Below are 13687 nucleotides of genomic sequence, written 5' to 3' on the forward strand. Positions count from 1 at the left end.
ATATGTCATTTGTTTTGGGTATTTGGTTTATCGTTTTTTAGTTGTTTGGATTCTAAACAACAAAACAACCAACCAACTAACCAACTACAATTAAAAACATTTAGGTGCCTATATCGGTGGTGTCCACCTCTTCCCATTCCGAACAGAGAAGTTAAGCCCACCAGAGCCGATGGTACTGCGGTAACACGTGGGAGAGTAGGTCGGTGCCAAATCTTAAAAGAAGAGCCTTGTAACAATTGTTGCAAGGCTTTCTTTGTTTATAACCTTTTGGCAGAGCGCATGGAGCTTGGAGCAAAGAGCGGAAAGGCTAAAGTTGAAAGTAGAAATTGCTAGTACAGCTGACTATCTACAATACAACCATTCAGGTAGACAGCTCTGAATAAGTATATTTAAATACTTCGTAATGCAATACTGACTATTTATTTCCCGCAGATTGGCACAGATAAAAAACGCGGATTAAAGGGGATTTCAAATAAGGTGCAGATTGTTTTACCACCTAAGACATCTAAGGGCAGCTAAGTGTTAGTGCAGAAGAATTGTTTAATCTGCTTTGAGGTTTCAAGGTTGTCATCGAAGCACCAGACACTGCCAGCTAAACCTGATGGAAGTGGAAATCCTTTTTGGGTTCACAGGCTTTTCTATAACTTCTAATCCAATCACCGAAAAGATTGTAATGACAGCAGGACTGAAGAAGCTATGAAAGGATAGCTTTCGTTTGGTAAAAATTATATTAAAGTTAGTTTGTTAGAACTTCAAAATGTGATTTTAGTAACATTTAAAACTGATTCTAGTCAATTGTGTTAATATTGTAAGGTTTGCCATAATATTTGGTTATCTTTGGAAGCAACAATATATAAGATATAAGAATGAGTTTTTTTGCAGATAAGAGAAGGGAAGTAATGACGCATATTGAAAGATATATGCTTGAATCTATGGACAGTTACCTAAAGCCAATTGATACAAATTGGCAACCATCTGATTTCTTACCTGATTCTACAAGTGAAACTTTTTATCAGGATATAAGAAATTTACGTGAAAATGCTAAGGATCTTTCTTACGATTTAGTTGCCGTGTTAATTGGCGATACGATAACTGAGGAAGCTTTACCAACATACGAATCGTGGTTGGCCATGGTTGATGGACATAGTGGTAATGAAGAAGGTGGTTGGATGAAGTGGGTTAGGCACTGGACTGCTGAAGAAAACAGACACGGTGATTTGCTGAATAAATACTTATATCTTTCTGGTCGTGTGGATATGCGCCAAATGGAAATTTCTACTCAATATCTTATTGCTGATGGTTTTGATATTGGTACTGGACACGACCCTTACAGAAATTTTATCTATACTTCTTTTCAAGAGTTAGCAACAAACATTTCGCATAGACGAGTAGCATCTTTAGCTAAGAAAGATGGTGATACTTTATTATCAAAAATGTGTGGTGTAATTGCTTCGGATGAGGCTCGTCATGCTAAAGCTTACAAAGATTTTATGAACAGAATTTTTGAGGTTGATCCGAATGAAGCGATGATTGCTTTTGAGGATATGATGCGTAAAAAAATTGTAATGCCGGCTCACTTCTTACGTGAGGTTGGTTTAAAAATTGGACAAACTTTTGGTCATTTTACTGATGCAGCTCAAAGATTGGGTGTTTATACTGCAGTTGATTATGTTGAGATTATGCAACAGTTGATTGAAGATTGGAAAATTGAAGGTATGCGTGATTTAGATGAAGCTGGTGAAAAAGCCCGTGATTATATTATGAATTTACCATCAAGGCTTTTAAGAGTTGCGGAACGCATGAAAAACCCAACGATTGATTATAAATTTAGCTGGATTGCTGGTTAAATTAAAGCTAAAATAATATTTGAAAGCCACGATTAAATCGTGGCTTTTTTTTGTTACATGTTTCTTCTGTATTGACCACCAACTTGATAAAGTGCGTTGCTTATTTGTCCTAAAGAACAAATTTTGCAAACTTCCATTAACTGTTCGAAAATATTATCTCCCTTAATGGCTGCTTTTTGCAATTGTTTCAAAATCTCATCAGATTTATCATCATTGCGAGTTTGAAATAATTTTAAAGTTTCAATTTGATACTGCTTTTCTTCTTCGGTTGCACGAATTACTTCACCTGGAACAATTGTTGGAGAACCGTTTTTGTTTAAAAATGTATTTACACCTACAATTGGATATTCGCCTGTATGTTTGAGGGTTTCGTAGTACAAACTTTCTTCCTGAATTTTTCCTCGCTGATACATGGTTTCCATTGCACCTAAAACACCTCCACGATCGTTTATTCTTTTGAATTCTGTTAGAACTGCTTCTTCAACTAAATCAGTTAATTCTTCGATGATGAATGCGCCTTGCAAAGGATTTTCATTTTTCGCCAATCCTAATTCTCTATTAATGATAAGCTGAATTGCCATCGCTCTGCGAACTGATTCTTCGGTAGGTGTAGTAATGGCTTCATCATAAGCATTTGTGTGCAAGGAATTACAGTTATCATAAATGGCATATAATGCTTGTAATGTGGTACGGATATCATTAAAATCTATTTCCTGAGCATGCAAAGAACGTCCAGAAGTTTGAATATGATATTTTAGCTTTTGCGATCTATCATTTCCTTTATATTTGTTTTTAATGGCTTTGGCCCAAATTCTCCTTGCCACTCGACCAATAACAGCATATTCCGGATCGATTCCATTTGAGAAGAAAAACGAAAGGTTTGGTGCGAAATCATCAATATTCATCCCTCTACTTAAATAATACTCTACAAATGTAAATCCATTACTTAAAGTAAATGCTAACTGAGAAATAGGGTTTGCGCCAGCCTCGGCAATATGATATCCTGAAATAGAAACTGAATAGAAGTTGCGAACTTTCTCATCAATAAAATACTTTTGTATATCGCCCATCATTCTTAAGGCAAATTCTGTAGAGAATATGCAAGTATTTTGAGCCTGGTCTTCTTTCAAAATATCGGCCTGAACTGTTCCACGAACCGAACTAATGGCAAATGCCTTAATTTTTGAGTAAACTTCTGCTGGTAAAACCTGATCTCCGGTGATGCCTAAAAGCATTAATCCTAAACCATTATTTCCTTCGGGAAGTTTGCCACTGTATGTAGGTCTTGAGATGTTTTTTGATTTGTAAATGGAATCGATTTTATCATTAATTTCTTTTTCTAATCCATTTTCAATAATATACTTTTCGCATTGCTGATCAATGGCTGCATTCATGAAAAAGCCTAACAACATTGGAGCTGGACCATTTATTGTCATTGAAACAGAAGTTGATGGCGCACATAAATCGAACCCAGAATAAAGTTTTTTGGCATCATCAAGAGTAGCAATACTTACTCCTGAATTTCCAATTTTACCATAAATATCGGGACGAATGTGCGGGTCTTCACCATATAGTGTAACTGAATCGAAGGCTGTTGAAAGTCGGTGAGCAGGTTGGCCTAAAGACACATAGTGAAATCTTTTGTTTGTACGTTCCGGACCACCTTCTCCTGCAAACATCCTTGTTGGATCTTCACCGTCTCGCTTCAAAGGAAACACTCCAGCTGCATACGGAAATTCTCCGGGAAGATTCTCTGTAAGTAACCATCTCAATATATCGCCCCAGTCTTCATATCTTGGTAAGGAAACCTTCGGAATATTCAGTTTTGATAGCGATTCGTAATAAAGCGGTTGCTTGATTTCTTTGTCTCTAACTTTATAAATGAAAAACTCTTCTTTATAACTTTTTTTAGTTTCTGGCCATTGGCGAAGTAATCTTTTGCATTCGCCATCTAATTGCTCTTCAAAAAATGTATAAGCTTCTGCTAAACCAGTACCAATCTCCAGGTTTTTATTTTCATCAGCTAAATCAATAACACCTTTTAGGTGATACATTTTTCTGGCAATTTTACTCTGCTTATCAACCCATTCGTTATAAGTTTGGCTGGTTTCTGCAATTTCTGCTAAATAACGAATCCTATCAGGTGGAATAATGTAGATTTTTTCAGATTGCTCCGACGTCAGTTCCATCTTCGCCTGAAAATCTGTTCCTGTTTTGATTTTAATTTGTTCCATTAAGGCAACAAATAGATTATTCATTCCAGGATCGTTAAACTGAGATGCCATGGTTCCAAAAACAGGAATTTCTTCATCTTTTGCATCGAAGATATTGTGGTTGCGCTTATATTGTTTTCTTACATCTCTTAATGCATCCAATGCACCACGTTTATCAAATTTGTTTATAGCGACTAAATCGGCAAAATCTAACATGTCGATTTTTTCCAACTGCGTTGCTGCACCAAATTCTGGTGTCATAACATATAATGATACATCGCAATGTTCGGTTATTTCAGTATCTGATTGTCCGATACCAGAAGTTTCAACAATAATTAAATCATAACCGGCCGCTTTACATATATCAATACTTTCCTGAACATTTTTAGACAATGCTAGATTTGCTTGTCTGGTTGCTAATGAACGCATGTAAACCCGTGGATTATTAATCGCATTCATACGGATTCTATCTCCAAGTAATGCGCCACCAGTTTTTCGTTTTGATGGATCGACTGAAATAATGGCTAATGTTTTATCCTTTACTTCGATTAAAAAGCGCCTTACCAATTCATCAACCAAAGAAGATTTTCCTGCACCACCTGTTCCGGTGATACCTAAAATTGGTGCACTATTGTTATTTGATAGTTTTTTTAACTCATCTACAAAATTCTGAGCACCTTCCGGATCGTTTTCTGCAACCGTAATAGCGCCTGCTATTGCTTTAATATCTTTGTTAGGGATGGTTTGCAGTTCATTTACAATTTCAGATTTTGTAACAAAATCTGTTTTGTGCAGCATATCGTTAATCATTCCCTGCAAGCCCATTCTTCTGCCATCATCAGGAGAATAGATTTTAGAAATACCGTAAGCCTCTAGTTCTTCAATTTCTGATGGAAGAATAACACCACCGCCACCAGCAAAGATTTTGATATGTCCAGAGCCACGTTCCTGAAGCAAATCGAACATGTATTTAAAGTACTCAATATGTCCGCCTTGATAAGAAGTCATTGCTATACCTTGAACATCTTCTTGAATAGCGCAATTCACAACTTCATCAACTGAACGGTTGTGACCTAAATGTATAACCTCTGCGCCTGAAGATTGTAATATTCTACGCATGATGTTAATGGTGGCATCATGCCCATCAAAAAGCGAGGCAGCTGTAACGAAACGAATTTTATTATTGGGTTTGTATATTTCTACTTGTTGCATATTGCAGTGTTTTAGAAAAAAGAATTAGCTTTTTTCAAATTATATCTGGTGTATGCAAATGTAAGAATTACTTGCTATGTGATTGTTTTATTATTAGAATTGATACTCATTATAAATAAAAAAGCCACCTCGAAAGGTGGCTATAAATTATTTATTTGTGATTTCTGTTATTGGCTCTCCAACATTACCATTAGGCATTTGTATATGCAGAAGGGCAGCTATTGTTGGCGCAATATCTGTCATGTAATGTGTTTTATTTGTAGCACCAGGTTTAATTCCCCAACCCATAAATACTAAAGGAATATGAGCGTCGTAAGGATTCCAGTTGCCATGTGTTGTACCTGTACTGCTTCCATTAAACCAGTTTGGATTTAAAATGTAGTATAAATCGCCACTTCTGCGGGCGTTATAACCATTTGTAATCATTCGTTTTTGAACTTCAGGCAATGTTGCTAAAGAAACTCTTGATACATCAACCACGTTTGCAAATCCATCCAATCTTTTTAAGAATTCGATTGAAGCGGCTTTAATTACATCGAAACTTACGTTTAAGTTATCCGTTTTATCATGGTCAAAGTGGATTTGATTGTTCATCGATTTTAATACCACATTATTTACTTTGAATTTTTCGTTCAAGAATGCATTCAATTTGAAAACAATATCTCTATCGCTTACAATACCTGCCGGAAGTTTGTTTTCTTTCATAAAGCCAGGAACGTGAGCAACTGCATGGTCTGCACTTAAAAACACTGTATAATTTTCTTTACCAACTTTTTTATCTAAATAATTAAAAAAATCTTCGAAATCTTTATCTAAACGTAAATAAGTATCTTCAAGCTCTACTGAATTTGGTCCGTAAGCATGACCAACATAATCTGTTGAAGAACAACTTACTGCAAGGAAATCTGTAATGTTGTCTTGTCCTAAATCTTCTGATAAAATTGCAAGTTTTGCTAAATCTAAGGTAATGGTGTTACCGTAAGGTGTACTTCTGATGGCATCAAAGTTTTTATCAATATTTTGAGTTAACAGGTGAGGGAAAGTACTGTTTTTACCTTCATAAGCTTTTTCATCAGCTGTGCTACTTGTATAAGTATTAATTGGATATAAGGTTTCCCAATTTTTTGCATAGAACTTATTTGCAAGCTTCATTTTATTATAATCGGCAATCCACATTGGAACTTCATTCATATAATATGAACTTGTAATCCAGTTTCCTGTACTCCCTTGATACCAATAAGCTGCATTAGCCGCATGACCAGCAGGAAGAATTGAACCTCTGTCTTTCAATGAGATACCAATAACCTTTCCTTTAAAATTTGTAGCTAATCTTAACTCATCAGTAATGGTTGTGGTAAGCATGTTTTTTGGCGACATATTACCTTCTGAAGAAGGGCTGCTTCCAACAGTTACAACTGTAGAATCTTCGGTACAATAAACATTTTTCTTAGTTTCTGAATCGTACCAATCGTTACCAATAATTCCATGAACGGCAGGAACAGAACCCGTATAAATTGTTGTATGACCAACCGCAGTGTATGTTGGCGTATAAGGAATTAAAGTATTCTCAACAGAAAAACCTTCGTTAATTAATCTTTTAAAACCTCCGTTTGAATAACGATTGTAAAAACGATAAAGGTAATCCCAACGCATTTGGTCTACAACTAAACCAACAACTAATTTTGGTCGTGCAACTTCGGCAGGATATGCTTTAACAGCCGCAACTGGTGCTTTTTTCGTTTGGGCTGATACAAAAGTTTGAGATAGTACTGATAGGGAAAGAAATAAGTACGAAATTTTCTTCATTATATTTTAGTTTAAAGGGCTAAAAGTAATAATTTTAAAATGAAGAACTTTTGAAGTTTCTGTAAAGTTTTTATATCGCTTCGGCTACTACAAAAGTGCTTCCACCTATAAATATTAAATCATTTTTTTCTGCTGATGAAATGGCAGCTTCTTTGGCCTCAATTACAGAACTAAAGCTATTTCCAATCAAGTTAAAGGCTTTGGCTTGTTGCTTAATTTCTTCACTATCTAAGCCTCTTTCTATGTCTGGTTTGCAAAAATAGTAAGTTGCATTTGTTGGCATCAGCGATAAAACTTTAGTGATGTCTTTATCCTTAACCATACCAAAAACTACATGAAGTTTGCCGTATTTTGTATTTTGAATGTTTTTAATTACTTCAGTAACACCTGCTTCATTATGTCCGGTATCACAAATTACTAAAGGATTTTTACCTAATGTTTGCCACCTGCCTTGAAGTTGTGTTGATTTTTTTACTTTACTTAAGCCCTGGTAAAGCGCAGTTTCAGATATTTTAATTTTTGATTGGCTGTTATTCAATACCTCTGCAGTTTTAACAACTGCCAGAATATTTTTTGGCTGATAAAGCCCGGTTAAATCGCATTGTAGATTCTGATATTTAACTGTATTCTCAAACTCAATATCTAAAGAAAGTAAGTTGTTTTTAACTTTGATGTTATTGGCTGTAAGCGTTTTATCAGCAAAATATATTTCTGCATTCTCTTCTTTCGCTTTGCGGATAAAAACCAGTTCTGATTCAGCTTGTGTTTCGCCGATGACTACTGGAACATTTTTTTTAATAATCCCGGCTTTCTCACCAGCAATTTCGCCAAGTGTATTGCCCAGCATATTTGTGTGGTCGAGACTGATGTTTGTAATAACAGAAATTTCTGGTGTGATGATGTTAGTAGAATCTAATCTTCCACCTAAGCCAACTTCTATTACAGCAATGTCTACTTCATTTTTGGCAAAATGTTCGAAAGCCATTGCAACTGTAACTTCAAAAAAAGAAGGCTCAATCTCTTCGATTAACTTTTTATTAAGCTGAACAAAAGATTTTACATCAGCTTTGCTCATCATTTTACCGTTAATGCGAATACGCTCGCGAAAATCTTTTAAGTGAGGAGAGGTGTAAAGCCCGGTTTTGTAGCCCTGAGCTTGTAAAACCGAAGCCAACATGTGCGATGTAGAACCTTTTCCATTTGTACCAGCTATGTGCAGGCTTTTAAATTTATGTTGAGGATTGCCAATCGCTTCACACAGAATAAGTGTGTTTGTTAAATCTTTTTTAAATGCCGAAGCCCCAACTCTGGTAAACATTGGCAGTTTACTGTATAAAAAATCAAGCGTTTGCTGGTAGTTCATAATTACTATCAAATATAGGCTGACTAATTTTTATTATGAAACTAAATGGAAAGATTATAATTGAAAAATGGTTTGTGAGACACAAACCACGGATAAAAAAAAGGTCTGTGAGATACAGACCTTTTAGAAAATATTATGACTTAATTAACCTTAAAGTTAAACACAACTACTCCGGTTTGACTTTCATTTCCAATATCAGATTTGCTTAAACTCGAACTCATAATTGCCTGTATACATTTATTAACCAATTCAGTATCGGTAATTGTAGAGCCTTTTAGTTCTTGCCTTGCACTGGTAATGTTTCCAGATTTATTAAAACTAATTCTTATAACGATTTTTCCTCTAGTTTGCCCATCATCTTTTGGTGTAACCAAATTAGAAAAACGTCTTAACGGAATAGGGGTGTTTCCATAACCAGAACCACCTTCTCCATAATTATTAGCTAATGGATCTCCATTAACCGAACCTTGATTTCCTGCAACATTTCCTGTTCCATCTCCACCGCCTTGTCCGGTACTTTTTTTGCCTTTATACAAAGCATTTTGGTTAACAACAGGTTGACTTGGCTTTTCTTCTGTAGCCGTTGTAGGTGTTTTGGTTGCTGTTTTTGTAGGTTTAGTATTTACACTAATAGCATCTTCAGTACTTTGAGTCTGAATTTCCTTATCTCCGGTTTCAACGGTTGTATTATCTGTAACTTTTTCTTCGGGCACAACTTTATCCGGCGCTTTATTATTTGCATTCGGATCTGCAGATGGTTCTTCGATGCTTGTGTAATCATCGCCCATACCTTCGGCAGAAGTTCCGTAATTTACAACCATACCACCCATTCCAAATTCTTCAGGCGGTTCAAAAGAATTTATCACAATTAGAAAACTAATTGCAAGCAAAACGCCCATAATTCCGGTAGATATGGCAATGGCTTTTGGATAATTATTTTCTTCCGTGGTATTCATTATTTTTTAGGCTCTACCGCTAAAACAAGCTTTAATTTTAATTTGTTTGCTACATCGTACGCAACCATTATGTTTTCTGCAGGAACATTCTTTGCAACATATAAAATGATTGTCATATCTGGAGCAACCTTTTGATATGCTTCAATAGAAGATTGTAATCCTTCAGCAGGAACTGGTTTTTTATCAACGAAATAATTAAACTTTTCGTCTATACTTACTGTTACAGCTTTCTTTGCAGTAGATTGTTGTCCGCTAGAAGATTGTGGAAGCAATAACTTTACAACCTGCGGATTTACCACCGCCGATGCCAGTAGAAAAAATAGCATCAGGAAGAACATAATATCGTTTAATGCCGATGTATGAACTTCTACAGAGCCTCTTGTTCTTTTTCTTAAATTCATTACTTACTTGGTTCTTCTAATAAATCAATAAAATCGATGGCATCAGTTTCCATTTTAAGGATAATTTTTTCAACCATAATGTTTAAGATGTGATACAATACATAAGCTATAATTCCGATAATTAATCCGGTAGCCGATGTAATCATTTTAGTGTATAAACCACCAGAAATTGTTCCAATTTCGATAGCGCCTTTGATTGACACCTGGTGGAAAATTGTAATTACCCCAACAATTGTACCTACGAAACCCAACATCGGTGCAATACCTGCAACAATACCTAAAATGCTGATGTTTTTTTCAAGCTTAGAAACTTCAAGCTTACCAACATTTTCAATCGCACCTTCAATATCTTTTATCGGGCGACCAATTCTTTTTAAGCCTTTTTGCAACATGCGAGAAAGCGGCGAATTATTGTTTCTTAACATTGCCATCGCACCTTCTAAGTTACCAGATTGAATATACTGTCTAATCTGAACCATTAAATTTGATTCATCTTTGGTTGCTTTTTTAATTGTTAAATAGCGTTCTACAAAGATTACCAGAGCAAGAAAAGCTAAAAATGCCAATGGAACCATTACCCATCCGCCTTTAAATAATAAATCGATAAAGTGTAGCTCTTCAGCAGGTTGTGTTAAAGCTTGATTAACCGCATTTGCTGTGTCTTGTAATGCTTGTGTGGTATCCTGAATTAATAAAGTTATCATTATGGTGTGTTGTTTACTTGAATTATATCTAGTTCTTTAATTTTTATTTTTTTAGCCAGTTCTGGTCTTTGTGTGCGTGCTTCGGCTTCAGTTTTAAATGATGCAATACTTACTTTTTTTAATTTCCCTGGCAAGTTTGCAATTTTTGCTTTAAGTCCGTATTTCTCCATTTGTTTGATGAATACTTTCGCTTTAGTTTCTGATTGAAATGAAGCTGCAATTACATCAAATGTTGAGTTTGCCGAGTTATTAACAACTGTAGCTGTTTCATTTTTTACAGCCGCTGGAGGTTTAACGCCGACTACTTTTGTTTTCTTCGCAGAATCTATAGCTTTTTCTACCTGATTTGCTTTTAAAATGCTATCGGTTTTCGTTATAGAATCTTGTTTTAATTTAGCGCTATCAACTGGGATAATCTGTGCTGCTGCAGTATCTTTAGCAACAACAATAGAATCTGAGGCATTATCAACCTTTGCGCCAAACCATTCTGGCTTTACGAAATAGGCAATTCCGGCAATTATGATTAGAATAATTATGCCAATCCAAATTTTAGACCAAATAGATTTTTCATCCTCTACAACTGCATCTTCAATCATCGGGTCGTGACCAAAACGATTAGGATGTTCTGCATGTTGTTCTTTTATAAACTCAGGCGCTTCTATTACAGGTTCTACAACTTCATGGTCTTCTTCCAGATTTATAAAAGTTTTAGGCTCTTCTGATTCTGGCTGATGGCCAAAGCGATTAGGATGCTCCTCATGTTGTTCCTTTATAAATTCAGGAACTTCAACTTCATCAACTTTAGGGCTATTTGATAAGGTATTTTTTAAATCATCCTTAACCTCATCTAACTCAATGTTTTCAATTTCCGGTAATGGCTTTTCAGTTTTTACTTCCTCTTGATGATGAGTTGGCGCTTCAGCAATTTCATCGTAAACCTGCTCATCTTCAGTTATTTCTTCCTTTTCAGGACTTAATTTTTCTTCAGTATTCAGATTCTCTTCCTCAACAGCATTATCTTCAGTTGGTTGGGTTTCTGTAACTTTTGGTAAACCATAGTACTTAGAACCCAAAGTAATATTTTCATCTGGTTCAAAGCTTAATCCTTCATGCTCGGTAAAAAACAATCTACCAATATTTTCAAGTTCAGCTTCGTGTTCAACCTCTAATTTATTATTTGTTTCCTCAACAAATTTAGAGATGTAATATTCAGCACTTTCTTTTGATATATTTCTTTTCTCAGCAACATAGTTTACCAATAAAACTTCTTCCTTTACTTCTGAGGTAAATTCCAAAGTATATCCCGGAGGAAGAAACGATTGTTTCTCCTTGTCGTATCTTCCGGCAAATTTCTTTTTATAGAAGGTACCCAAATCGGTTACACCAATTGAGTTTTGTTGCTTTAGGAGTTCTGAAAGGTATAATAAGATGTCCATTCCGGTAAAATTAGCTTTTTATTCTAAATTCAACACAATATAATTAATGTGTTAGAAAGAATAGGTTAGGCCACCAAAAATATTAAAACCATTAACCTGATAATATAAGTATCTGCTGTAGTTAGTATTTAGTAAGTTATTTGCTTTTGCAAAAACTGAAAATTTATTGTTAATGCGGTAATCTGCACCAACACCTAAATCTACATAACCCTTAACCGTTACTATTGATTCGATTGATGGATTAGGAATTACATATAAAAGTGGTGAAACTGGTTGTTGAACATTTACTTTTGCTTTTACATCATCTTGAATTACAACACCAGCATTAAAGCTTAATTTTTTATTGTAATTATAAACTAAGTTTGAACTTACTTTTAAACCTGGTTTAAACCAGCTGTATGTTTCTTGCGCAGGTTTGTAATCATCAACATTTAATTTACCAGTCCATTTTAAAGCATCACTTACCTGAACTGAAATTTCACCTTCTAATCCGGTAATTTTTGCCTTTCCAAAATCGTAAATCACATCAAATTTATTAAACTCGCCAAAGTTGTTTACGAATAATGGCATGTCTTCTAATTGTTTAATGTAGAAACGAGCTTTATAGCCAAAACCTGGTCCACCTGTTCCTTTAACACCTGCGCTAATACTTAATTTTTCAACTGTGTTTTTAATGTTCACGTTAGTATTTAACCATGGATTTTCATCAGAGAAACCTTTAAGCGAGTTACGATTAACATCACCCTTAACCTCTCCAAACACTTGTAAATAATCCGGAATTAAAGTGAAATCTGCTGTTACAGCAGGGAAAACTCTTGAACGGCTATTTGTGCCAAATTCCTGTACCAAGTTAACTCCGGCAGTTACGTTTGCGCCTTTAACTTTCAAACGGATGTATGGGTTTAGTCGGAAAATGTTATTTCCAATATTTGTAGCAATATCTTTAGTATTACCAAATTCTGTTGCAGCAGCCAAACCTAAATTCAACGAGTTTATTCTTTTGTTTACATATCCATTCAAAGTTATATAACTCTCCTGGGCTTCAAATCTATCATTTAATAAATAGGCATTTGCTTTTAAAGCATAGCTGAAGTCTGTTTCAGATTCTTTATAGTTTTTTACCAATTCGCCTTCAGCTTCGATAAGTGTAAAAGCCTGTTTTTCTGGGTTTGGATTTAAAGTTGGGCGTGCATCATCAATACCATAAAAATGTACACCATTACGTTCAAAGTTTAATCGGCCGCTAACGGTATTGTCTTCTAAAATACTTCTTCCAAATAAATTTGCTTGTTGTGTACTGCTATTTTGCTTATTTAGTTTTCCTTCCTGACTGAAATGCTTGAAATATCCACCAAGCTGCAAACCTTCATCTCTACCATTATTAACATAAACTTCGCCTAGTAAAGTAGAAAGCGAACCAAAACCACCTTTAACGTAGTTATTAATTAATTCCGTTTGTTTTTCATCAACTAAAGCCTGCGCTTGCAGTTTTTGGATATCACTGTTAATTTCTAATTTTCTATCTGTAACGCTATAATTAAGTCTGGCTTTGTATGTTTTTACATCATCTAAATTCGGACTTCTTCTCAATTTCACCGCTTCTGCTAAAATAGGTTTATACGGACGAACAACCTCAATTTCTTCACTAACAGTAGCTTTCTCTTCCTGCTTTTTCTCCTGCGCTTGTACTGACATTAATCCCGCAGAAAGAAAAAATAGTGAGCTGTATATATATTTAATCGACTTCAT

General features: G+C 35.1%; 9 protein-coding genes and 1 rRNA gene. 2 read left to right on the top strand and 8 right to left on the bottom strand.

Features of this window, described 5'->3' with window-relative positions; genetic code table 11:
• Window positions 1-100 precede the first annotated feature (100 nt).
• Both rrf and ACO05K_RS01765 read left to right on the top strand, forming a co-directional pair.
• A 5S ribosomal RNA gene (gene rrf / locus ACO05K_RS01760) occupies window positions 101-212 on the top strand.
• Window positions 213-866: 654 nt separating this feature from the next.
• Complete coding sequence (locus tag ACO05K_RS01765) at window positions 867-1847, top strand: acyl-ACP desaturase (protein ID WP_421942747.1); 981 nt, start codon at window positions 867-869, stop codon at window positions 1845-1847.
• 53 nt (window positions 1848-1900) lie between these two features.
• Here ACO05K_RS01765 and ACO05K_RS01770 read toward each other — a convergent pair whose 3' ends face one another.
• From ACO05K_RS01770 to ACO05K_RS01805, 8 genes are all read right to left on the bottom strand, one after another.
• Window positions 1901-5272, bottom strand: coding sequence for a methylmalonyl-CoA mutase family protein (locus ACO05K_RS01770; RefSeq protein WP_421942748.1), 3372 nt, complete (start codon window positions 5270-5272; stop codon window positions 1901-1903).
• A gap of 147 nt (window positions 5273-5419) precedes the next feature.
• On the bottom strand, window positions 5420-7078 hold the full coding sequence (gene pafA, locus ACO05K_RS01775; RefSeq protein ID WP_421942749.1) for an alkaline phosphatase PafA: 1659 nt from the start codon (window positions 7076-7078) through the stop codon (window positions 5420-5422).
• Between the two features lie 70 nt (window positions 7079-7148).
• Window positions 7149-8441, bottom strand: a complete 1293-nt coding sequence (locus tag ACO05K_RS01780; protein WP_421942750.1) for a bifunctional folylpolyglutamate synthase/dihydrofolate synthase — start codon at window positions 8439-8441, stop codon at window positions 7149-7151.
• Window positions 8442-8581: 140 nt separating this feature from the next.
• Window positions 8582-9397, bottom strand: a complete 816-nt coding sequence (locus tag ACO05K_RS01785; protein WP_421942751.1) for an energy transducer TonB — start codon at window positions 9395-9397, stop codon at window positions 8582-8584.
• Window positions 9397-9798, bottom strand: coding sequence for an ExbD/TolR family protein (locus tag ACO05K_RS01790; protein WP_421942752.1), 402 nt, complete (start codon window positions 9796-9798; stop codon window positions 9397-9399). The genes ACO05K_RS01785 and ACO05K_RS01790 overlap by 1 nt, the downstream gene beginning before the upstream one ends.
• Window positions 9798-10502, bottom strand: a complete 705-nt coding sequence (locus tag ACO05K_RS01795; protein WP_421942753.1) for a MotA/TolQ/ExbB proton channel family protein — start codon at window positions 10500-10502, stop codon at window positions 9798-9800. The genes ACO05K_RS01790 and ACO05K_RS01795 overlap by 1 nt, the downstream gene beginning before the upstream one ends.
• Window positions 10502-11938, bottom strand: coding sequence for a hypothetical protein (locus ACO05K_RS01800; RefSeq protein WP_421942754.1), 1437 nt, complete (start codon window positions 11936-11938; stop codon window positions 10502-10504). The genes ACO05K_RS01795 and ACO05K_RS01800 overlap by 1 nt, the downstream gene beginning before the upstream one ends.
• 51 nt (window positions 11939-11989) lie before the next feature.
• Window positions 11990-13687, bottom strand: a complete 1698-nt coding sequence (locus ACO05K_RS01805) for a hypothetical protein (protein ID WP_421942755.1) — start codon at window positions 13685-13687, stop codon at window positions 11990-11992.

This window comes from Pedobacter sp. (assembly GCF_965227205.1).
Classification (GTDB): Bacteria; Bacteroidota; Bacteroidia; order Sphingobacteriales; family Sphingobacteriaceae; genus Pedobacter.

Coding starts and splice junctions, on each gene's coding strand:
- ACO05K_RS01765 (WP_421942747.1), top strand. CDS start 867: ATGAGTTTTTTTGCAGATAAGAGAAGGGAAGTAATGACGCATATTGAA.
- ACO05K_RS01770 (WP_421942748.1), bottom strand. CDS start 5,272: ATGCAACAAGTAGAAATATACAAACCCAATAATAAAATTCGTTTCGTT.
- pafA (WP_421942749.1), bottom strand. CDS start 7,078: ATGAAGAAAATTTCGTACTTATTTCTTTCCCTATCAGTACTATCTCAA.
- ACO05K_RS01780 (WP_421942750.1), bottom strand. CDS start 8,441: ATGAACTACCAGCAAACGCTTGATTTTTTATACAGTAAACTGCCAATG.
- ACO05K_RS01785 (WP_421942751.1), bottom strand. CDS start 9,397: ATGAATACCACGGAAGAAAATAATTATCCAAAAGCCATTGCCATATCT.
- ACO05K_RS01790 (WP_421942752.1), bottom strand. CDS start 9,798: ATGAATTTAAGAAAAAGAACAAGAGGCTCTGTAGAAGTTCATACATCG.
- ACO05K_RS01795 (WP_421942753.1), bottom strand. CDS start 10,502: ATGATAACTTTATTAATTCAGGATACCACACAAGCATTACAAGACACA.
- ACO05K_RS01800 (WP_421942754.1), bottom strand. CDS start 11,938: ATGGACATCTTATTATACCTTTCAGAACTCCTAAAGCAACAAAACTCA.
- ACO05K_RS01805 (WP_421942755.1), bottom strand. CDS start 13,687: ATGAAGTCGATTAAATATATATACAGCTCACTATTTTTTCTTTCTGCG.